Annotated in this window: 17 protein-coding genes; 6 read left to right on the top strand and 11 right to left on the bottom strand. The window is 59.1% G+C overall.

Going from position 1 to position 22790, the window contains the following annotated elements:
• Positions 1-45: 45 nt before the first annotated feature.
• From cdaR to dgt, 3 genes are all read right to left on the bottom strand, one after another.
• Entirely contained in the window at positions 46-1203 is a 1158-nt protein-coding gene (gene cdaR, locus ACP4QI_RS03845) for a DNA-binding transcriptional regulator CdaR (protein WP_039030313.1), read from the bottom strand.
• Between the two features lie 159 nt (positions 1204-1362).
• Positions 1363-2793, bottom strand: coding sequence for a serine endoprotease DegP (gene degP, locus ACP4QI_RS03840; protein WP_426495574.1), 1431 nt, complete (start codon positions 2791-2793; stop codon positions 1363-1365).
• 130 nt (positions 2794-2923) lie between these two features.
• Complete coding sequence (gene dgt, locus ACP4QI_RS03835) at positions 2924-4438, bottom strand: dGTPase (protein ID WP_426495573.1); 1515 nt, start codon at positions 4436-4438, stop codon at positions 2924-2926.
• Between the two features lie 82 nt (positions 4439-4520).
• Here dgt and mtnN point away from each other — a divergent pair, with 82 nt between their 5' ends.
• From mtnN to ACP4QI_RS03820, 3 genes are read left to right on the top strand one after another with little or no spacing between them, the layout of a single operon-like run.
• Positions 4521-5219 carry a 5'-methylthioadenosine/S-adenosylhomocysteine nucleosidase gene (gene mtnN, locus ACP4QI_RS03830; protein WP_142488291.1) on the top strand — a complete coding sequence of 233 codons (699 nt, stop codon included), beginning with the start codon at positions 4521-4523 and terminating at the stop codon, positions 5217-5219.
• Positions 5212-6027, top strand: coding sequence for a vitamin B12 ABC transporter substrate-binding protein BtuF (gene btuF, locus ACP4QI_RS03825; protein WP_426495572.1), 816 nt, complete (start codon positions 5212-5214; stop codon positions 6025-6027). The genes mtnN and btuF overlap by 8 nt, the downstream gene beginning before the upstream one ends.
• A 2-nt stretch (positions 6028-6029) precedes the next feature.
• A complete protein-coding gene (locus ACP4QI_RS03820) occupies positions 6030-6653 on the top strand; it encodes a TRIC cation channel family protein (RefSeq protein ID WP_142488289.1) in 624 nt (207 codons plus the stop codon).
• 40 nt (positions 6654-6693) lie between these two features.
• Here the strand turns inward: ACP4QI_RS03820 and erpA are convergent, their stop codons facing one another.
• Positions 6694-7038: an iron-sulfur cluster insertion protein ErpA gene (gene erpA / locus ACP4QI_RS03815; protein ID WP_142488288.1), complete on the bottom strand. Its 345-nt coding sequence runs from the start codon at positions 7036-7038 to the stop codon at positions 6694-6696.
• Positions 7039-7117: 79 nt separating this feature from the next.
• The gene (clcA, locus tag ACP4QI_RS03810; RefSeq protein WP_426495571.1) at positions 7118-8494 is read right to left on the bottom strand and encodes a H(+)/Cl(-) exchange transporter ClcA; all 1377 of its coding nucleotides are present in this window, start codon (positions 8492-8494) and stop codon (positions 7118-7120) included.
• Between the two features lie 177 nt (positions 8495-8671).
• Between clcA and hemL the strand changes: the two genes are divergently transcribed.
• A complete protein-coding gene (gene hemL, locus ACP4QI_RS03805; protein WP_426495570.1) occupies positions 8672-9952 on the top strand; it encodes a glutamate-1-semialdehyde 2,1-aminomutase in 1281 nt (426 codons plus the stop codon).
• A 94-nt stretch (positions 9953-10046) separates the two neighbouring features.
• Here hemL and fhuB read toward each other — a convergent pair whose 3' ends face one another.
• From fhuB to hrpB, 6 genes are all read right to left on the bottom strand, one after another.
• Positions 10047-12029 (bottom strand): Fe(3+)-hydroxamate ABC transporter permease FhuB, encoded by a 1983-nt coding sequence (fhuB, locus tag ACP4QI_RS03800; protein ID WP_426495569.1) that lies wholly within the window; start codon positions 12027-12029, stop codon positions 10047-10049.
• Entirely contained in the window at positions 12026-12916 is an 891-nt protein-coding gene (gene fhuD, locus ACP4QI_RS03795) for a Fe(3+)-hydroxamate ABC transporter substrate-binding protein FhuD (RefSeq protein WP_285130523.1), read from the bottom strand. Before fhuD ends, fhuB begins: the two co-directional genes overlap by 4 nt.
• A complete protein-coding gene (gene fhuC, locus ACP4QI_RS03790) occupies positions 12916-13713 on the bottom strand; it encodes a Fe3+-hydroxamate ABC transporter ATP-binding protein FhuC (protein ID WP_142488283.1) in 798 nt (265 codons plus the stop codon). Before fhuC ends, fhuD begins: the two co-directional genes overlap by 1 nt.
• A 54-nt stretch (positions 13714-13767) precedes the next feature.
• Entirely contained in the window at positions 13768-16014 is a 2247-nt protein-coding gene (gene fhuA / locus ACP4QI_RS03785; RefSeq protein ID WP_426495568.1) for a ferrichrome porin FhuA, read from the bottom strand.
• Between the two features lie 231 nt (positions 16015-16245).
• On the bottom strand, positions 16246-18771 hold the full coding sequence (gene mrcB / locus ACP4QI_RS03780) for a bifunctional glycosyl transferase/transpeptidase (RefSeq protein WP_142488281.1): 2526 nt from the start codon (positions 18769-18771) through the stop codon (positions 16246-16248).
• A 139-nt stretch (positions 18772-18910) separates the two neighbouring features.
• Positions 18911-21340 (bottom strand): ATP-dependent helicase HrpB, encoded by a 2430-nt coding sequence (hrpB, locus tag ACP4QI_RS03775; RefSeq protein WP_426495566.1) that lies wholly within the window; start codon positions 21338-21340, stop codon positions 18911-18913.
• A 73-nt stretch (positions 21341-21413) separates the two neighbouring features.
• Here hrpB and thpR point away from each other — a divergent pair, with 73 nt between their 5' ends.
• A complete protein-coding gene (gene thpR, locus ACP4QI_RS03770) occupies positions 21414-21944 on the top strand; it encodes an RNA 2',3'-cyclic phosphodiesterase (protein WP_156262933.1) in 531 nt (176 codons plus the stop codon).
• Positions 21945-21956: 12 nt separating this feature from the next.
• Entirely contained in the window at positions 21957-22661 is a 705-nt protein-coding gene (gene sfsA / locus ACP4QI_RS03765) for a DNA/RNA nuclease SfsA (protein WP_142488278.1), read from the top strand.
• The last annotated feature ends 129 nt before the right edge of the window (positions 22662-22790 follow it).

The following is a 22790-nucleotide window of genomic DNA, read 5'->3' as shown; positions in this document are numbered from 1 at the left end:
GTGGTTTTGTAGGCCCGGCAAGCGCAGCGCCACCGGGCGATTCACTCACCGCTGCTCATCCAGTTGCAACGCCACATACAGCAACAGCCGGTCGTCAAAATTCCCCAGATCCAACCCCGTTAGCTCCGAAATACGGTTCAGGCGGTACTCCAGCGTATTGCGGTGAATAAAAAGTGCCTTTGACGTGGCCAGCGGCTGCACGTTATGGCGGAACCACGCCTGCAGCGTACGCCGCAGCAGGCCGTTGTTATCCATCGCTTTCAGACGTACCAGCGGACGGGCCAGTTCGTTGGCCTGCCAGCCGCCGCGCAGGCTGTCCAGCAGCACCGGCAGCATCAAATCCTGATAAAAATAGCTGCGGTTTTCCGGCATACGCTGCTTGCCGACCATCATTGTGGTACGGGCCGTACGCCAGGAGCGGGCAATGCTGCCCGGGCCGGTAAAGTAGTTGCCTAATGCCACCCGGAAACGCAGCTGTCCGTTCTCTTTCATCCGCGCAATCAGCTGTTCCACGCGCCGACGGTGATCTTCCGCATCCCAGCGACCAAACTGGTTTAACGCCGGTTTGAGTACCACCATCTCAGTCAGCGAGACGATCGCCACCAGGTTATTGCGCTCCGGCGTCGCCAGCGCGTTCTGCAGCTGCTGTAGCTCAACCATCGCGCTATCGACTCCCAGCTGACCGCTATCGACCTCAATCACCGCCACCACGCGGGGCTGGTTGAGATCGATGCCCAGCCGCTGCGCCCACTCGGTCAGCGCCGGGGTATGCTCTTCCGCCTGGATCAGGTTCATGACCAGCTCTTCACGCAGGCGGCTGTCCTGCGCCAGAAGGTGCATCAGGCGGGATTGTTCCAGCATCATTTCTGCCGTCATACAGACCAGCTCACCGTATTTGCGCAAGGACTCCGGCTCACCGGTCAGACCGATCACCCCGACAATCTCGCCTTCCAGACGCAGCGGCAGGTTGATCCCCTGGCGCACGCCATGCAGATGCCGCGCCACCGCGTCATCAATATCCACCACGCGCCCCTGAGAGAGCACCAGCAGCGCACCTTCGTGCAATTCCCCAATACGCTCGCGATCGCCACTGCCGATGATCCGGCCACGTGCGTCCATCACGTTGATATTGGTGTCGATGATGCGCATTGTTCGCGCCACGATATCCTGCGCCATTTTGGTATCAAGATGCCAGCCAGCCATGTCGCCCTCCTCTGAGCAGAGCTCAAGCATAAGGAAGATTAATCAGGGCCGCATTGTGCGAATGCACAAACTGTGAAGGAGAAGTATGGACTTGTGGAAAGGTTCACAGAAAGGAATGAAAAAGCCCCTGTTTCCAGACAGAAACAGGGGCAGAACAGATTACTGCATCAGCAGATAAAGAGAGGTGTCGCCACGCTGGATATTCAACGCCAGCACCGATGGTTTGCTGTCGAGAATTTTGCGCAGTTCAGCGATGTTCTTAACCGGCTGCTGGTTGGCGCCGATAATCACATCCCCTTTCTTCAGGCCAATACGGGCAGCCGGGCTGTTGGCTTTGACGTTATCCACAGATACGCCTTTATCCTGCCCTTTATTGCTCATATCCGCACCTTCGATACCGCTGAAGATAGTGCCGGCATCCACCTGGTTCTGGCTGCTCTGCTGCAGTTCCAGCTGCACGTTCACCGGTTTACCTTCGCGCAGCAGACCCAGGGTCACTTTGCTGCCCACCGGCATGGAGCCGACTTCTGCACGCAGTGCCGCGAAGCTGCTCACCGGTTTGCCGTTCAGGGTGGTGATCACGTCCCCGGCCTTGATCCCCGCTTTCGCCGCGGAGGAGTTTGGCATCACCTGGCTGACAAAGGCGCCGCGCTGGGCATCAACCTTCATCGCTTTCGCCAGCTCGGAGTTCAGCTCGGTGCCGAGAATCCCCAGCTCGCCGCGTTTCACCTGGCCAAACTCGACCATCTGTGCGGTCAGGTTTTTCACCATGTTGCTTGGGATCGCAAAGCCAATCCCGATGTTGCCGCCGTCCGGGGCGAGGATCGCGGTGTTAATCCCGATCAGCTCACCGTTCAGGTTGACCAGCGCGCCACCGGAGTTACCGCGGTTTATCGCCGCATCGGTCTGGATAAAGTTTTCATAGTTTTCCGCATTCAGGCCGCTACGACCGAGGGCAGACACGATACCGGAGGTCACCGTCTCACCCAGACCAAACGGGTTACCGATTGCCACGGTGTAATCCCCGACGCGCAGGGCATCAGAGTCGGCCAGCTTAATTGCCGTCAGGTTTTTTGGATCCTGAATCTGTATCAGCGCGATATCAGAGCGCGGATCCTTCCCGACGATTTTGGCATCAAGCTTGCGCCCGTCGCTCAGCTGAACCTTGATGCTGCTGGCATTGTCCACCACGTGGTTATTGGTGACCACATAGCCTTTGGCCGCATCAATGATCACGCCGGAACCCAGCGCCATAAACTTCTGCTGCTGACCGCCGCCGTTGCCATCACCCGCCCCGCCCTGGCAGAACGGTGAGCTCTGGAACGGAGAACCTTCCTGGCAGAACGGCGAGTTATCACCGAAGAACTGCTGGAAGTTACGCGGCATGCGCGGCGTGTTGACGGTGGTGCTGCCTTCCACGTTGATACTCACTACCGACGGCATCACTTTTTCCAGCATCGGTGCCAGGCTTGGCATCTGTTGCGCAGTGGCTGCGGAAGAGACGGTCTCTGCTGCGCTGGCAGACAGAGGGGATAACGCTAAACCTAAACTCAGAGCCAGTGCACTCATTGCTAAAGTGGTTTTTTTCATGTTTCTTAATCTCGATTTACAGGTCACGCACAATTGCTGTGTATATCAGATTCGTTTCGACGCGCTTAGTTCCGGCATTAAGTTTCTGGAAAAAGTAAAAATTTATTGGCCGTCTTTACAAAACTCCGCCTTATTCCACCGCCATCAACTTGCGGTATTCATCCCAGGCATATAAGTCTGTCATTCCGCTGATATAGTCCTGAATCAGGCGACAGCGATAATAAAACTCCAGTACCGGCCAGTCTGGCTGCTGGCGGTTAAATTTACTGACCGACTCAACATAAGCCAGCCGATGGCGCGGCGAAAGTTTGTGAAATAGCCGGGATTCAATCGGAAAACGGCGGACCCGCTCTTTTACTACCAGCTCGCTAAACTCCTCGGCGGATAATTGCAGCAGTGGACGGTAGATCTCCAGCAGGCCGGTTATCACCCGATAGCCCTGTAATTCCAGCTGTTCGACCTCCGGATGGCTGAACACATGCCGCATGGCGACATTTTTATAGAGTTCAAGCAGTTGGCTAAAGCTGCTGTCATCTTCCAGCAGCGCATGATTAAACTCGCCATGGTAAATTTGTTCAATGTTGTCGATAAAGCGCTCAGCCGCGTAGGGCACCAGTTTATTTAATGTATTGACGCGTAAATACATAAAGAACTGATCTTCGGTGCTACGACTGAGGGAATTGGAGCGTGATTTCTCCCAGGCGTTTTCGACAACCTGTGAGAACAAGGACCCTTTCTCGTGGTTACCCCAGGCATCATAAAGATGCTGATAAAGCCCCTCGACGCTGAATATTCTTTTTTCAACCGCATCTTCCAGATCGGCCACACAATAGGAAATATCGTCTGCCGCTTCCATAATCCAGGTCAATGGAAAACGGGCATACTGCGTGAGGGAAAGTTCCTGCCGGAGCCGCTCGATATACGCCTCTTCCGAGAAATAGTAGCCCGGTTTTTTCATTAAATAATTGTGCGTCGCGGGAGGTTCACCCTGCCACCAGGCGGGACGGGTATATTTCAGGATGCACCCTACCTGCGCCCAGGTAAGATTCATGCGCATCAGGGAGTGCACCAGACGGATGCCCTGCGCATTGCCTTCAAAATGACACAGATCCTGACGCACCTTGCGCCGCAGCCCGTTCAGGGTCTCTTCGCCATCACGCAGCCGCAGAGCCTGAACCACGCAGCGATCGTCGCTCAGCGGCTGGCTGGCGGCATCGGAGGGGAACAGGCGCTGGCGGAACCAGTCGTTGATGGCCGCTTCGCCAAAATGACCAAAGGGGGGATTGCCGATGTCGTGCATCAGGCACGCCATCTCAACGATACTTTCGAACGGCCCGGTCAGCTCATCCAGCCCGTAGGTTTCCAGCAAGCGCTGCTCCTTGAGGCGGCTTAAGATCTCTTTGGCGATATAGCGCCCAACCTGTTGCACCTCCAGCGAATGGGTCAGGCGGGTGCGCACGGCGGCGTTGCGTTCGAGGGGAAAGACCTGCGTTTTTTGCTGCAGGCGGCGGATCGCCGGCGAGTTAACGATGCGTCCGCGGTCGCTTTCGAAAATCCGCAGGATCTCATGTTCGTTCTTGTTCCCCTGCGGAGAGCGGTACCGGCGATGCCAGTTAATTTTGGTGCGAAAATCGATTGGTGCCATATGCTCCCCCGCGTGAGAATGCGTTTCCCCTAAATCGCATGATAGACTATGCATCTTAACAAGGCACATCGCGAGTAAATCTATGAAAATCGGTATTATTGGAGCAATGGAAGAAGAAGTTACGCTGCTGCGTGACAAAATTGAGAACCGCCAGACCCTCTCTCTGGGTGGTTGCGAGATTTATACCGGCACGCTGAACGGTACAGAAGTTGCTCTGCTGAAATCCGGTATCGGTAAAGTCTCCGCCGCGCTGGGCGCTACCCTTCTGCTGGAGCGCTGCAAGCCAGACGTGATCGTTAACACCGGCTCTGCGGGCGGCCTGGCGCCAACCCTGAAAGTGGGCGATATCGTGGTTTCTGACGAAGCGCGCTATCACGACGCCGATGTGACCGCCTTCGGTTACGAGTACGGCCAGCTCCCGGGCTGCCCGGCCGGTTTTAAAGCCGACGAAAAACTGGTTGCCGCTGCAGAAAGCTGCATCGCGGAACTGAACCTCAACGCCGTGCGTGGCCTGATTGTCAGCGGCGATGCCTTTATCAATGGCTCCGTGAACCTGGCGAAAATCCGCCATAACTTCCCTCAGGCGATTGCCGTTGAGATGGAAGCAACCGCCATTGCCCACGTCTGCCATAACTTCAGCGTGCCCTTCGTGGTAGTTCGCGCCATTTCTGACGTCGCGGATCAGCAGTCTCACCTGAGCTTCGACGAATTCCTCGTGGTCGCGGCCAAACAGTCCAGCCTGATGGTTGAGACCCTGGTACAGAAACTGGCGCGTGGTTAAGCCGCTCCTCAGGGCGCTTCTGGCGCTGTTTCTGCTGACACCGGCGTGGCTTCTGGCCGCGCCGCGTGTTATTACCCTCTCGCCTGCCAATACCGAACTGGCGTTTGCCGCCGGGATCACCCCCGTCGGGGTCAGCAGTTTTTCCGACTATCCCCCTGAAGCCGCAAAAATTGAACAGGTTGCCACCTGGCAGGGCATGAATGTCGAACGTATCGTTGCCCTGAAGCCCGATCTGGTGCTGGCCTGGCGCGGCGGCAACGCAGAACGTCAGGTGAACCAGCTGGCCTCGCTCGGGATAAAAGTACAGTGGATCGATGCCACCAGTATTGAACAGGTTGCCCAGGCCCTTGGCGATCTCGCCCCCTGGAGCCCGACGCCAGATAAAGCCCGACAGGCCGCACGGCAGATGCTGAGCGATTTTGCCGCCTTAAAAGCCACCTACGCCACCCTGCCGAAAAAGCGGGTATTTATCCAGTTCGGCCAACAACCTCTGTTCACGACCAGCCAGGGCTCCCTGCAACATCAGGTCATTGAGCTCTGTGGCGGGGAAAACATTTTTGCCGCCAGCCGTGTTCCCTGGCCCCAGGTGAGCCGCGAGCAGGTTCTGGCGCGCCAGCCTCAGGCGATTGTGGTAGGCGGTTCGGCGGGCGATATTCCTAAAATAGAACAGTACTGGCAAAGCCAGCTAAAAATACCCGTGATTGCGCTGAACAGCGACTGGTTTGAGCGCGCAAGCCCGCGTATTATCCTCGCCGCAAAACAACTCTGCTCTGCGCTGTCGCAGAGCCACTCATTTTCCCGAGGATGATAATGCTCGTTTATTGGCTGGATATTCTTGGCACAGCCGTTTTTGCGATCTCCGGCGTTCTGCTGGCCGGTAAATTACGCATGGATCCGTTTGGCGTGCTGGTGTTAGGGGTGGTCACCGCCGTGGGCGGAGGGACGATCCGCGATATGGCGCTCGATCATGGCCCGGTATTCTGGGTCAAAGATCCTACCGATCTGGTGGTCGCTATGGTCACCTGTATGTTAACCATTATCCTCGTCCGTCAGCCGCGTCGCCTGCCGAAATGGCTGCTGCCGGTGCTGGATGCGGTTGGCCTCGCGGTGTTTGTCGGTATTGGCGTCAACAAAGCCTTTATGGCCGGCACCGGCCCGATGGTGGCGATCTGTATGGGAGTGGTCACCGGCGTGGGCGGCGGGATTATTCGCGATATTCTGGCGCGCGAAGTGCCGATGATCCTGAGAACGGAAATCTACGCCACGGCCTGCATTCTGGGTGGGATCGTTCACGCTACGGCCTGGTACACCTTTCACGTTCCGCTGGAACAGGCGGCGATGCTGGGAATGGTAGTTACTCTGGGGATCCGCCTGGCGGCAATCCGCTGGCACCTGAAGCTGCCAACCTTTGCGCTGGATGAGAATGGAAGATAGCGAACAGGCCCGGTAAGCGAAGCGCCACCGGGCATTACAGTCAAATGCTGAACGACGATCCACACCCGCAGGTGCTGGTTGCGTTCGGGTTGGTCACCACAAAGCGGGAACCTTCCAGACCTTCGGTGTAGTCCACTGCGCCGCCCACCAGATACTGCAGGCTCATCGGGTCAACGACCAGCGCGACGCCCTGCTTCTCAATGGTCATGTCGCCGTCGTTAACCTGATCGTCAAAGGTGAAACCATACTGGAAGCCGCTACAGCCGCCGCCCGTAATGTACACACGCAATTTCAGCGCCGGGTTGTCTTCATCGGCAATCAGGTCTTTTACTTTTTTGGCTGCTGCTTCGGTAAACTGCAACGGCAGCGCTACGTCATCACTCATCTTATGCTCCCATGAATACTGCTAGTGGGTAAAAATCACCCAATTCTTGTTGTCATTATCTAATACCCTGGTAATTCATTCAAGTATTCTGCTTCGCCAGGGTACGGGCAAGAATGGTGGAGTATAGCGGTTTTCCGCCGAGAAACTGGGCTAATAGTGTGGCCCCCAGGCAGGTAATGATCATTGGCAAAATGAGCTGGTAATTGTCGGTCATCTCCAGCACCAGCACGATGCCGGTCAGCGGCGCGCGCAGCGATGCCGCCAGCAGCGCCCCCATTCCGGCAATGGCAAAGGTGCCGGCCTCAAGATGATAGGCCGGGAAACCTGCGGCAGCGGCCATGCCAAAGGCCGTACCCAGCAACGTGCCTAATGCCAGCATCGGGGCAAAAATGCCGCCAGGGGCGCCGGAAGAGAAGCAGAGTACGGTGGTGATGACCCGGGAGATAAACATAAACAGCAGCAGGCCGATGCTGAAATTACCCGCCGCCGCAATGGGGATCAGGCCAAAGCCACCGCCAGCCGCGTTGGGTTCGATAAAGCCCAGCACGCCGCACACGCCCCCGAGCAGGCCGCCCACCAGCACCCATTTGGTCGTATTGCCGCCGTGGATCCGCTGAAACATATCCTGAGCACGAATAATAAGGGCATTAAACAGCGGGCCTACAATGCCAAAAACCATGCCAAGGATGAGATATAGCCACAGCGTATTAACCGGCGCGTTGGTCAACTTGCCCACCTCAATCACCGCCCCTTCGCCATTGAAAAGCCGAAAGACAATGCTCGACATAATTACGCCGGTAAAGACCGCTTTAATCGAGATCAGGTTATAGCGAAACTGAGCGCGCATCTCTTCGATGATAAAAAGGATCCCCGCCAGCGGGGCATTAAAGGCGGCGGAAAGCCCCGCGGCGGCACCGGTTGCCAGCAACGTATGGCGTGCTTCCGCGCTGCGCATTCTGAACAGGTCGCTGACCATACGGCCAATATTACCGCCCAGCTGTACGGTCGGCCCTTCCCGCCCGAGCACCATCCCTGCACCAAGCGTTCCCATCCCGCCGATAAACTTAACGGGAAGGACGCGCCACCAGCGGACCGGACGCAGCTCTTCGAGCGCCCCTTCTATCTCAGGGATCCCCGACCCGCCCGCTTCCGGAGCGAATCTACGCACCAGAAAATAACCGACCATCGCGAACAGGGCAGATAAACCAAAGGCCAGGATCCAGACCAACCCTTCACGATCGGCATAACCCGCAACGGTGCCAATACGCCAGTTAAGCACGGCATTGACGGCCTTTTCGAATGCGACGCCTACCAGGCCCGCCAGGGTGCCGACAACGGCTGCGCCCAGCAAAATCGCCAGCGGTGTTTTATCGCGATTGAGCAGCCGTCGGACGCTGATACGGTATCGCGCCCGCGCAAACTGTTGTTCTTCAAATGAGGGAGAATCTGCTTTCATTGCCTGTTATCTTTCGTCATACAAATAGCCGCAGGGATTTTACCAGAGACCGCCCAGCCGTCTCCTGAAAATTGCTTAACAATTGTTAATGCATTACCAGGGTAAAAATTTCATAACCTTCAACGAATCACTTAGAATAGTGGGCTTAATCATTTTATACGAGCCAGGAACGACGCCATGAGCAAGTCTGAAAACCTCTACAGTGCAGCCCGCGAGCTTATCCCTGGCGGTGTTAACTCCCCGGTCCGTGCCTTTACCGGCGTGGGCGGTACACCGCTGTTTATCGAACGTGCCGATGGCGCCTATCTGTACGATGTGGATGGCAAAGCCTATATCGATTATGTCGGCTCATGGGGCCCGATGGTGCTGGGCCACAACCACCCGGCGATCCGCAACGCGGTGATTGAAGCGGCGCAGCGCGGGTTAAGTTTCGGTGCACCGACCGAGATGGAAGTGAAAATGGCGGCGCTGGTGACCGAGCTGGTGCCGACCATGGATATGGTCCGCATGGTGAACTCCGGTACCGAAGCGACCATGAGCGCCATCCGTCTGGCTCGCGGTTTTACCGGCCGCGACAAAATCATCAAGTTCGAAGGCTGCTACCACGGTCACGCGGACTGCCTGCTGGTGAAAGCCGGTTCCGGCGCGCTAACTCTCGGCCAGCCGAACTCCCCGGGCGTGCCGGCAGACTTCGCGAAGCACACCCTGACCTGCACCTATAACGATCTCGATTCGGTGCGTGCGGCATTTGAACAATATCCGCAGGAGATCGCCTGCATCATCGTCGAACCGGTGGCGGGCAACATGAACTGCATTCCACCGCAGCCTGGCTTCCTGCAGGGGCTGCGTGCGCTGTGCGACGAGTTCGGCGCGCTGCTGATCATCGACGAAGTGATGACCGGTTTCCGCGTTGCCCTGGCGGGTGCGCAGGCTTATTACGACGTGGTGCCGGACCTGACCTGCCTGGGCAAAATCATCGGCGGCGGCATGCCGGTAGGCGCCTTTGGCGGCCGCAGAGAGGTGATGGACGCGCTGGCGCCAACCGGTCCGGTCTATCAGGCCGGTACGCTCTCGGGTAACCCGATTGCCATGGCGGCAGGTTTCGCCTGTCTGAACGAAGTGGCGCAGCCGGGTATCCATACCACCCTCACCGAGCGCACCACGCAGCTGGCAAACGGCCTGCTGGACGCGGCTGAAGACGCGGGTATTCCGCTGGTGGTAAACCACGTTGGCGGCATGTTTGGCATCTTCTTCACCGACGCGAAAACCGTGACCCGCTATCAGGATGTGGTGAAGTGCGACGTTGAGCGCTTCAAGCGTTTCTTCCATCTGATGCTGGAGGAAGGTGTCTATCTTGCACCGTCAGCGTTTGAGGCAGGCTTTATGTCGGTCGCGCACAGCGAAGAGGATATCAACAACACCATCGACGCGGCGCGTCGGGTGTTTGCGAAGCTCTGAGTTGTGGGTTGCCGGGTGGCGGCTTCGCCTTACCCGGCCTACAAAAATCTTCGGACCGTAGGCCGGGTAAGCGTTAGCGCCACCCGGCATTTTTTTACCGGCTCTGTTTCCGCAGCAGATAGATAAAGTACGGCGCACCGATAAAGGTGGAAAGCAGCCCCGCCGGGATCTGATACGGGAACAGCACCATCCGGCCGCACCAGTCGGCGAACACCAGCAGGATCCCCCCCGTTAGCGCCGACATCACAATGTGCGGCATCGTCCGGCGGAACCCCATCATCCGCGCGATATGCGGTGCCATCAGCCCAATAAAGCTCAGCGGACCAATCGTCAGGGTGGCGGTGGCCGTCAGCGATGCCGCCAGCAGCAGCAGGCCGATGCGCGAGGCGCTCAGCGCCATTCCCACCGAACGGGCAGTATCGCCCCCCAGCGGCAGCACCGTCAGCCAGCGACGGCACAGCGGCACCAGCGCCAGCAGGACAATCATCGCCAGCCCGGTGCTCACCACCTGTTCGGTGGTGGCGTTATAGGTTGATCCGGCAATCCAGGTCAGGATCTGCGCCATACGCGGATCGCCGCTGGCCTGCAGCATCATCAGCAGCATGGTGAAGGCGGTGCTCAGCGCCATCCCCGCCAGCAACATCCGGTGCGGCGAGAAGCCACCTCGTCCGGCGGCAATCATAATGATCAGCAGCGTGACCGCCGCACCGATACTGCCTGCGGGCATCAGCCAGCCGAAGGCATTACCCGGCACTAAAAAGAGCATCAGCACCACGCCGAACGCCGCCCCGGAGCTGATCCCCAGCACTTCCGGGCTCGCCATCGGGTTGCCGGTCAGACGCTGGATAATGCACCCGGCGACCGCCAGCATCACCCCGGCAATCAGCGCGGCGAAAATACGCGGCGCGCGCCACGGTAGCAGTTCATCAAGCATCGCCCCGCTCGCCCAGTGCCAGCCCTCTGCATCCCGGCCAAACGCCAGCGCCGCAATCACCACCAGCAGCAGTACCGCGCCGCCCGCCAGGGCAAACCACAGCACGTGGTGACGCTCCGCCTGTACTTTATCTCCGGCGTTCATCGCCGGGGCACTCATGCTGCGCAGGCGCGGCAGCAGCCACAGCAGCAGCGGCGCACCGATCAGCGCGGTCACGGAACCGGTAGAGACTTCCATCCATACGCGCGTCAGCCAAAGGATCACCTGATCGGAGAGCCAGAGGATCAGCGCACCAATCAGCGGGGCGAGGATCAGGCGGGAGAGCAAGCGCCGCGCGCCGAGCATTTTTGCCAGCAGCGGCGCGAACAGGCCGATAAACCCGATGATGCCCACCGCATTTACCAGCAGGGCGCTGATGACAATCGCCAGCGTCAGCGCCGCCAGACGGGCCAGCGACAGCGCCAGACCGAGATTGCGCGCCACGCCATCGTCAAGCCCCATCAGGGTCAGCGGGCGCAGCAGCAGCAGGGTCAGCAATACGCCACCAAGCAGCTGCGGCCACAGGCGCTGAACGATGCTCCAGTCGGTTTGCGTCAGCGTCCCGGTGCTCCAGAGGAACATGCTCTGCAGCTGGTCGTGATGGAAAATCACCAGCAACTGGTTCACCGCCCCACAGTAAAGGCTCACCACCAGACCGGCGAGGATCAGCGTTACCGGCGAGAGGCGTTTGCCCCAGGCCACGCCAAAGACAATCGCCCCGACGACGCAAGCCCCCACCAGCGCGGCAAACTGCGGTGCCAGCGCCCCCGGCAGCGCCCACAGGGTGATGATGGTCATCCCCAGTTGGGCACCGGTGGCCACCCCCAGGGTGGTCGGCTCCGCAAGCGGGTTACGCAGTACTTGCTGGAAGAGCACGCCCACCAGCCCAAGCCCGGCACCCACCAGTAGCGAGATCGCCAGCCGCGGGAGCAGGCTGTAGTGGAACAGCATCTGTTGAATATTGTCGATATCCGGGGCGACCAGCGCGCTGCCCCACTGGCTGCGCGGCAGCGCAATGTTCAGGTTCCACCAGGTTAAGCCCAGCGCAACGATCAGCAGCAGTGCCATTAGTAGCGCCGGGAAAAAGGCTATCCGTGACCTCATGCCTGGCCTCCCAATGCGCTATCCAGCACGCGGGCAAAGTGCATGGCCGACAGGGTCGCGCCGTAGAACCACACCGCCGGCACGCGCTTCACGCGCTGCTGGCGGACAAAGGGCATCGCCTGCCACAGCGGCGTCGCCATCAAGGCCTGCATCTCGCGCTCGTTGCCGTGATCGAAGCAGAGCACGTCCACATCGCGGAACATGGCCAGACGGTCGATACCGACGGCGGTGCTGCCCCAGAAGGTCATCTCCCCTTCCCAGGCGTTTTTAATCCCATAGCGATCCAGCACTTCCTGGAACAGACAGTTATTGCCAAACACCAGCATATGGCGGGCATCGAGCAGGGTGACCATCAGCAGCGGGCGATCGCCGCGGCCGGCAAAACGGGGTTTGTAGCTGTCAATCACGCTGTCGAAATGATCGAGATGCTCGCGGGCTGCCGCTTCCATATTCAGCAGCTGCGCCATCTCGCTTAAGGATTTGCGGGCGTTGGTGAGCGGTTTTTTGCCGTCGCTAAAGGCGAACCCGCGCCCCGGCGCAATCCGCGCCAGCTTCTCTTCCGACGGACCGTACCCGGCCGACCAGACCAGATAAGAAGGTTTCATCTGGGTGAGCAGTTCGAGGTTCGGCTCGGTACGCAGGCCAATGTCGATCACCGATTCCGGCAGGCGAGGCTCGTTGACCCACAGGGTGTAGTTAGGAATGTCGGCCACGCCGTAGGGGGTAACGCCGAGCGCCAGCAGCAGCTCGACCGGCAGCCACTCGAGGGCCACAATCCGATGGGGATCGACGGCGGCGGCATGCGCCGTGCCCATTTTCCACAGCAGCGGCGAAAGGGCCATCGCCGTCAACAGTCGACGACGGCTAATGTGTGTTAACTCAGGCATCAATAGACAAAGCTCACCGGTGCCGCTCCGGCAGGATGCGGCAGAATACCCATTGGAATTCCGTAAATATGTTCCAGCGTTTCACTGCGCATCAGCTCGGCTGGCGTGCCCTGGGCGATCATCTCGCCACCGCGCAGCGCCACCAGATAGTCGCAGTAACGCGCCGCCATGTTGATATCATGCAGCACCGCAATCACCGTGAGGCCGCGCTGCTGGCTTAAGCGATGCACCAGCGCCAGCACGTCCACCTGATGGGCAATGTCCAGCGCCGAGGTCGGCTCATCCAGCAGTAAACAACGGCTGTCCTGCGCCACCAGCATGGCAATCCACGCCCGCTGGCGCTCGCCGCCGGACAGGCTATCCACCAGACGATGAGCCAGCGGCTTTAAACCCACCAGCGCAATCGCCTCTTCCACTTTCTCGCGATCGGCTACGCCGAAGCGGCCCAGTGCGCCATGCCAGGGATAACGGCCAATCGCCACCAGTTCGCGGACGGTCATGCCCTCCGCCTGCGGCAGCTGCTGCGGCAGATAGGCCACCTTGCGGGCAAAGGCTTTGCTGTTCCAGCTCTCCAGCGGCTGTCCGTCGAGCAGAATATCTCCCTCGGACGGCGACTGATGGCGGCCAAGCATTTTCAGTAAGGTGGATTTGCCGGAGCCGTTATGGCCGATCAGGCCTGTCACCTGGCCTGCGGGAAAGGTCAGCGAAAGCGGATGCAGCAGCGTGCGTCCGGGAACGCGAAAGGAGACGCCATCAAGCGCAAAAGTGGTATCGGATTGCGGGTTGTTTTCCTGCATGTTAGCCAACTTAAGTAAAGAAAAGGGCACGAAAATCGTGCCCAAGTTTAAAGGTTAGAAGCGGAAGGTCGCGGTCGCAACAACCTGGCGTTCTGCACCCCAGAAGCAGCCATAGGTGTTGAAGCAGCTGGCGACATATTCACGATCCAGCAGGTTGTTGACGTGCAGCGCCACGTTCGAGCCCGCCATACCAACACGCGCCAGATCGTAACGGACCAGCGCATCCATGACCGCATAGCTGCCCACCTTGAAGGAGTTCGCCGGATCGCCATAGCTGGAGCTGGAGAAGCGACCGCCGGTACCCAGGGTCAGGCCGGAGAGTGCGCCATCATAGAAGGTGTAATCACCCCACAGAGAGGCCATGTGCTCAGGCACCTGCGCTGGCGTGTTGCCTTTGTAGCTGGTGTCAGTGGTGTATTCCACGTCGGTATAGGTATAAGAACCGACCACGTTGACGCTGGCAGACAGGGCTGCTTTAGCTTCGATTTCCACACCACGGGCGCGGATCTCGCCGCCTTCAACCGAGAAGAACGAGCCCGCAGGATCGGCCATCAGGTTGTTGGTTTTGGTCAGCTGATACAGCGCACCGGTCAGAACGATCGGACGATCGTTCGGCACATACTTCACGCCCACTTCGTACTGCTTGCCTTTCGACGGGGCAAACGGTTTACCTTGTGCGTCGGTCTGGGAGGACGGCTCGAAGGATTCGCTGTAGCTGAAGTAAGGGGTAACGCCGTTATCGAACAGGTAGTTAACACCGCCACGCCAGGTGAACTGATTGTCATCACGCGACGCAGTGGTACCCGCAACACGGTTAATGGAGTCCTGTTCGGCCCAGTCGTAACGACCACCCAGGGTGACCAGCACTTTATCCCACTGCGCCTGATCCTGAACATAGAGGCCAGTTTGCTTCTGCTTGTTCATCACCTGATACGGTTCTAACGCCCCAGGATGCGCACCGAAATCAAAATCGGTGTATACCGGGTTGTAGAGATCCAGCGGCGGGACGGAACCGTCATAGCCAAACCAGGAGTTGATGTCATTACGCATACGCATAAAGTCAACGCCGGTCAGCAGGGTATGGTCAACCTCACCGGTAGCGAATTTGCTCTGCAGCTGGGTATCCACGGTGAAGTTTTGCAGCTTCTCATCGTCAACGACATATCTACGTGCCAGGTAGTGGCCTTTGTCCGCAGGCGATAACGCATTACACAGGGCGTTGCCGCTGTTGGCCGCATCGGAGCAGACGCCGTAACCATATACGCTGTTCTGCGAGGTTTTGTTCTCGGCAAAACGCAGGTTCTGACGCACGGTGAAGGTGTCGTTAAACTCGTGATCGAAGCTATACCCGACCATTTTCTGGTTACGGGAATAGGTATTGTTTTTCGCCCCTTCGTTGAAGTCGGTCGACAGACGATCGCCGTTTGGCAGCGGATCAACCGTCCCCTCTTTTGGCAGCCAGCCGTAGTAACCGGTCTCCGGTTCGTTCTGGAAATAAGAGAGGAAGGTGAAGTTCGTTTTATCAGATGGACGCCATGAGAAGGACGGCGCAATGGTATAACGCTGCTCTTCCGCACGCTCCTGCTGGGCGTTGTTGGAACGCGCCAGGCCCGTCAGGCGATAAGAGTAGACGCCGTCATCATCCAGCGCATCGCTGAAGTCAAACCCGGTCTGGAACAGGCTGTCCGTTCCGACCTTGAACTGGATCTCTTTCAGCGGTTCTGTCAGCGGGCGTTTGCTGACCATGTTCAGCAGGCCACCCGGGCTGCTTTTTCCGTACAGAACGGAGATCGGCCCGCGCATCACTTCCGCGCGCTCGATCATATAAGGATCAATTACCGCGTCGTTATAGAAGTTGCCCTGCATCTTCATGCCGTCGAGGTAGTTGTTCTGGCTTTGGCCATCGGCAGCAAAACCACGAATAATCAGGTAGTCATAGGTGTTAGACGCACCGCGGGTACCCACTGCCACCCCTGGCGTGTAGCTCAGTGCTTCTTTGACCGAGCGCGGCTGGTGCAGGGCCATCTCTTCCGCGGTTACCACGGAAATCGACTGCGGTACCTTCTCAATGGAGGTATCGGTCTTGGTCCCGGTGGCGGACTGGCGTGCCGCGATAGTCGCTGCAGGACCCCAGGCGCTCTCCTGCGGAGCAGGCGCTGCGGTTACGGTGATGGTTTCTTCTTTTTTGGGGGTGTCAGCAGCCTGAGCATAAGCAGACATGCCGCTAACCGCTGTGGCTACAACGACTGCGATTTTACGCAGCGAAGATTGCATTGGCTGAGCAGTTTTTGAAAGCGCCATTGGTATGTCTCTTTGAAAGAGTGAATGATAACGTAAACGAGAATTATTATTATGACCGCAGCATATTATGCGAAACGCAGACGGCATAGCAAGTGATATGCGGCCCTACAGGAATTGAGGGTATAAGAATTAAACAACGGAAAATGCAGGGTTAATAAACAGAGGTTTTACTGTTGGAGGGATGTTTAATTGAGGTGAAAATCCCCCCTCCCGCAGGAGAGGGGATTTTGCTTAGTTACCGCCGAACATATCCTTGATCCAGCCCGCGACGCCGTCACTGTCCTTCTTCTCATTCTGCTGCTGCGGCTGTTGCTGCTGTTGCTGCGGCTGCTGCTGAGGAGAAGACTGCTCAAACGGGTTACCCGTCGGCTGCGGCGCTGGCGCCTGGCACAGGGAGTCCGGGTTGGTGGTCCAGACCGGAACGCTACGCATCCCGCCGCCACACACGAAGGTACCCGACTCATCCACGCCCATATCCACGATATCTTCCGGTGGCGTCAGGGTTAATGGAACCGGCGACTGGTTCGCCAGATAGCGCTGGTAAATCGACATCGCCCCGCTGGCGCCGTACAGTTTCGTCGGCTGGTTGTTGTCGCGGCCTACCCAGGTGATCACCACTTCACGTCCGTCGATGCCTGCAAACCAGGTATCGACGTTGTTGTTGGTGGTCCCGGTTTTACCCGCCAGATGCAGCCCCGGATACTTCGCGCCAAGCTGACGACCGGTACCGCGCTGCACCACCTGCTGCATGGTCCACAGCGTCATGTAAGCTGCCTGCGCCGGAACGGCACGCTCCGCCTGCGGGAAGCTCTGGTACAGCGGGGTGCCATCTTCGGCAATCACCGAACGCAGCGCAGAGAGCGGCGCACGGTTACCGCCGCTGGCGATGGTCTGGAACGCCTGCGCCACTTCAATTGGCGTCAGGTTCAGGGCACCTAACAGCATGGCCGGCACCGGATGCAGCTGATCTTTCGGCACGCCCAGCTTCAGCCAGGTATCGGTGACCGCCGGCAGACCCAGCGCCATCCCGAGGTTGACCGTCGGCACGTTCATGGAACGCGTCAGGGCGTCCACCAGCATCACCTGGCCGCTGTACTGTTTGTCGTCGTTCTGCGGCGACCACACCTGGCCATTCGGCTGGCGCAGGGCAATCGGGGCATCGGCGATCCAGGTGTTCAGTCGATACTGGTTCGGCTGGCTCAGGGCGGTGAGATAGGTCGCCGGTTTTGCCAGAGAACCGATCGAACGGCGTGCCTGCATGGCGCGGTTATAGCCCGCAAACTGCGGCTCTGCCCCGCCGACCATCGCCCGTACTTCGCCGGTGGTACGATCGACCACCACCATCGCAGTTTCCAGATCGCTCAGCTTACGCTGCTTTTTCAGGGCCGGAATGCCTTCCACCGCCGCTTTCTCTGCGGCGTCCTGCGCCACGGAGTCAAAGGTGGTGAAGATCTTCACGCCAGAGAGATCTTTAACCTTGTCGCCCAGTTTGGTCTGCAACTCCTGACGCACCATCTGCATAAAGGCAGGCTGCGGGGAGATCACGCCGCCGCGCGGCTGCACGCCTAACGGACGCGCGCTGAGCATGTCGTACAGCTCCTGGTCGATCACCTGCTGCTGTTGCAGCAGACGCAGCACCAGATTACGACGCTCCAGGGCCAGCTTCGGGTTACGCCACGGGTTGTAGATCGACGCCCCTTTCACCATGCCCACCAGCAGCGCCTGCTGGTCGAGACTCAGCTCTTCCACCGGACGGCCAAAGTAGTAGAGGCTCGCCAGCGGGAAGCCGCGGATTTCATTGTCGCCGCTCTGACCGAGGTAGACCTCGTTCATATACAGCTCAAGAATGCGATCTTTGCTGTAGCGGGCGTCCATCAATACCGCCATGTACGCTTCGTTGGCCTTACGCCAGTAAGAGCGTTCGCTGGAGAGGAACAGGTTCTTCACCAGCTGCTGGGTCAGGGTACTTGCCCCCTGCACCGTCCGTCCGGCGGTCAGGTTCGCCAGCACCGCACGACCGATGGAGTACAGGCTGACGCCATCATGCTCGTAGAAGTGACGATCTTCGGTCGCCAGCAGGGTATCCACCAGCAGATCCGGGAAGCCGTTACGCGCCACAAACAGACGCTGCTCGCCGTTTGGCGAGGAGAGCATGGTGATCAGGCGCGGATCGAGACGGAAGAAACCGAACTGGCGGTTGTTATCCATGTTCTCGATGGTGTCGATATGATCGCCGTCGAAGGTCAGACGCGCGCGCACCTGTCCCTCTTTGCTGTCCGGGAAGTCAAACGGACGGCGGATCATCTCGATGCTTTTCGCCTGCACCGTAAACTCGCCGGGACGCGTCATCTTCGTCACCTGGCGGTACTGGGTGGCCTCCAGCAGTTTGACCATCTCGTTCTTGCTGATGGTCATTTCCGGCTCGAGGTTCACCATCCGGCCATACACTGCCGCAGGCAGCTGCCAGACTTTTCCGTCGATACGGCTACGGATCTTCTGATCCAGATAGACGCCGTAGATCGCCAGCAAAACGACGAAAACAATAAACAGCTTCAGCAGCAGCCAGAACCAGCCGCGCTTGCCACGAGGTTTACCTTTTTTGCCTTTTCCTTTACGTGGCACGGACGCTTCATCCTCATACTCATTATCAACGTCGTCATACTCCTCATCTCTGAGGCGACGACGGCCTGCCTTTTCTTTCGCCGGACGTGTAGGCTTTCCTTTACGTCCAATTGGCTCGCGGTCATTCCCCGCCATGCTCTCTCTCCGCAACTATCAGGCGCAAGGGCCCGATTCTCAGTTCTTCCCCCTGATGGAGGAAGAAGAAATCTCTCAAAGTTACCCTCTGTGCGAGGGCTTTTGCCGGGTGGTGCTGCGCTTACCCGACCTACAACGGCTACGAATACTTCTTCGTGCGCCGGGTTGGCGCGGTATTCGCCGGATCGTCCGGCCAGACATGTTTGGGATAGCGCCCCTTCATCTCTTTCTGCACCTCGCGGTAGCTTCCGGCCCAGAAGGCACCCAGATCGCGGGTGATCTGCAGCGGACGCTGGGCCGGCGACAGCAGCTCCAGCACCAGCGGCACGCGGCCCTGGGCAATGGCAGGCGTGGTCGCCTCGCCAAACATCTCCTGCATCCGCACCGCCAGCGCCGGAGGATTATCCTCATGATAACGAATGGCTATCCGGCTGCCGGTGGGCACAGTGTAATGCCCCGGGAGCTCGGTATCCAGACGTTGGCGTAACGACCAGTCGGTTAAGTTCTGTAACGCCGCCTTAACATCCAGCGCCTTCAACGCGCGCAGGGAGTGTACGCCACTCATTTGCGGCAGTAACCAGTTTTCCAGATTTGCCAGCAGCGATGCTTCATCCACCGCCGGCCAGTCAAATTCCGGCAGCCACTGTGCTGCGCAGTGCAGGCGGATCCGGTACTGCTCCGCCTCAGGCGTCCAGTTCAGCACGCTGAGCCCTTTATCGCGAATGCCGTTGAGCATCGCCTGGTGCAACTCCTCTTCCGAGGGTTTCGCCAGCGGTTTGACGTTCACCGTCAGGCGACCAATCTGTGCCCGGCGAAAGGCCTTCAGCGTGCCCTGAGCATCATCCCATTCGACGGTGTCAGATTGTTCCACCAGGCCCGGCGATGCCGCGATAAGGGCATCAATGTCCACGGCTAAGCCCAACAAAATGCGGGCATCCGGGGACTGGCTGCCCTGCAACAGCAGCGGCGCAATCAACCACTGGTGGCGGGTCATGGCGTCGTCGCTCTGCAGCATCGCCCCCATACCGTTCGCCAGCTGATAGCGCCCGTCAAGCCCGCGGCGGCGGGCAATCCGATCGGGAAACGCCTTTGCCAGCAGCGCGGGTACGCGGTCGCTGTCCGGGGCTCCACCCCGGCTGTTGAGCCGCGAACTTAATTGTCGGGCGCGCTGTTGCCACTCCGGCTGATTGCGGGAGAAGGCCTGGGCCAGATCGCAGCTGCCGCCTCGCGGGGGCTGTTCAAGGATAGCCGCCAGTTTTGCCGCCGTCGCAATTTCGTCTTCACCCACGGCGCTGGCCAGCATCGCCGCCAGCCGCGGATCGTTGCCGAGCTTCGCCATCTTCTGACCAAAGGCGGTGAGTTGTTCCCCCGCCAGCGCCCCGAGCTGAGTTAACAGACGGCGGGCCGCAGCAAGGTTAGTCGCAGGCGGCAGATCCAGCCAGTTCAGCTGGGCGGGATCCCGGCAGCCCCACTGTAGTAGCTCCATCAGCAGGCCGCTGAGATCGCTTTGCAAAATTTCCGGCGTGCCCTGCGCCGCCGCGCGCTCGGCCTGCTCAAAGGGCGTCAGGTGCAGGCAGATACCCGGCTCCAGACGGCCGGCTCGTCCGGCCCGCTGGGTCATCGAGGCCTGGCTGACGCGCTGGGTGAGCAGGCGGGTCAGGCCGGTGCGCGGATCGAAACTCGCCACCCGCTCCTGGGCCGAATCTACCACCAGCCGGATGCCTTCGATGGTCAGGCTGGTTTCGGCGATGTTGGTCGCCAGCACCACTTTGCGCTTCCCTGCCGGGGCGGGCAGGATTGCCTTACGCTGCTCGGTCAGCGACAGCGCGCCATACAATGGGCAGAGCACCACGTCGTCGGCCACGCGACGGGCCAGCTGCTCCTGCACGCGCTGGATCTCGATCACCCCCGGCAAAAACAGCAGCAGCGAGCCGGACTCCTGGCGTAGCAGTTCGGCGGTAGCGACCGCCACCGCTTCGTCGAAACGCTGCTGGGTGGAGAGCGACTGATAGCGCCGCTCAACCGGAAAGGTGCGCCCCTCAGAGACGATCGCAGGGGCCTCCGGCAGCAGACGCTGGAGCCGGTCATTATCCAGGGTCGCGGACATGATCAGCAGCCTGAGATCCTCGCGCAGCCCCTGCTGGACATCCAGCAGCAGCGCCAGAGCCAGATCCGCCTGCAGGCTGCGCTCGTGAAACTCATCGAGGATCACCAGCCCCACGCCGGTCAGCTCGGGATCCTGCTGCAGCATCCGGGTGAGGATCCCCTCGGTGACCACCTCCAGTCGGGTATTCGCTCCCACGCAGGTTTCGGCGCGCATCCGGTAGCCGACCGTTTCTCCCGGCTTTTCCCCCAGCAGATCCGCCAGCCGCTGCGCCACGTTGCGGGCAGCAATCCGTCGAGGTTCGAGCAGAATAATTTTGCCGTTAATCCCTCCCTGCGCCAGGATCTGCAGCGGTAGCCACGTCGATTTCCCGGCACCGGTAGGCGCAGTAAGCAGAACCTGGGGGGCGTGTTGTAACGCGAGGAGAAGTTCAGGAAGGACAGCGGCGACCGGCAACAGGGACACGAAAGGCTCCAGAGGGTTAACTTTAGACGGCGTACATTGTAGCATCGCCACAATTCATTACCGAGTACCCCGTATGTCTGAGTCGAAAAGGCTGTTTTTTGCCATTGAAATGCCTGCCCCGATCCAGCGCCAGATCGTGCGCTGGCGCGCCGACCATTTTGCCCCGGAAGCGGGCCGCCCGGTGGCCGGGGCCAACCTGCACCTGACGCTGGCGTTTTTAGGCGATGTCAGCGATGAGAAACGTCAGGCGCTGGCGGCGATGGCCGGACGCATCCGCCAGCCGGGGTTTACCCTGACGCTGGACGATGCCGGACAGTGGCTGCGCTCGCGGGTCGTCTGGCTCGGCACCCGCCAGCCGCCCCGGGGATTATTGCAGCTGGCTAACATGCTGCGGGCCCAGGCGGCGCGTAGCGGCTGTTACCAGAGCCCGCAGCCGTTTCATCCGCATATCACCCTGCTGCGCGATGCCAGCCACGCGGTGGCCATTCCGCCGCCGGGTTTTCAGTGGGCGTTTCCGGTGAATGAATTTGTGCTTTACGAGAGCCGTTTTGCCGGCGGGCGCACGCGCTATACGCCGCTCCAGCGCTGGCGGCTTACCGAATAACAAGGAATCTGTATGCAGTTTATCCCTGCCCTGCAACCCGCCACGCTCGTGCAACGCTACAAGCGTTTTCTGGCCGACGTGGTAACGCCGGAGGGCGTTGCCCTGACCCTGCACTGCCCGAATACCGGGGCGATGACCGGCTGCGCCACGCCCGGCGATACGGTGTGGTACTCCACCTCCGAAAATACCAAACGTAAATACCCCCATACCTGGGAAATAACCCAGACTGCCGACGGAGAATATATTTGCGTTAATACGCTGCGGGCAAACCAGTTGGTCAAAGAGGCGATTAGTCTGGATTTAATTCCAGAACTGCGCGGCTACAACGCCTTAAAAAGTGAAGTGAAATATGGTGCGGAAAACAGCAGAATCGACTTTATGTTGCAGGCAGAGGATCGACCCGAGTGCTATATTGAAGTGAAATCAGTGACGTTAGCTGACAGGGATTACGGCTACTTTCCGGATGCGGTCACGCTGCGAGGGCAGAAGCATCTTCGGGAGTTGATAAGTGTGGCGGCGGCAGGCAAGCGCGCCGTGCTGTTATTTGCGGTATTGCACAGCGCAATTGGACGATTTTCACCCGCCCGCCATATTGACCCTAAGTACGCGCAACTGTTGAATGAGGCACAAAAGCAGGGGGTAGAGGTTTTGGCTTATAAAGCGGAACTTTCTGCCGATAATATGACTCTGAGATCCGCTCTTCCCGTCACGTTATAAAAGGGGTTGAGTGTTGTTTATTAAGTGTTCTGGTCGTGTGCGCAAATACGCTTTTCCTCACAGGCTTGTCAAGTGTTACGTTTAGATAATTGCCATCCGGAAAAGCATCTGCTATTTATAGCGGCCTGA

The sequence above is a fragment of the Leclercia sp. TB492 genome, assembly GCF_049974505.2.
Classification (GTDB): Bacteria; Pseudomonadota; Gammaproteobacteria; order Enterobacterales; family Enterobacteriaceae; genus Enterobacter; species Enterobacter adecarboxylatus_C.
This window is presented reverse-complemented; position numbering and strand designations above follow the sequence as displayed.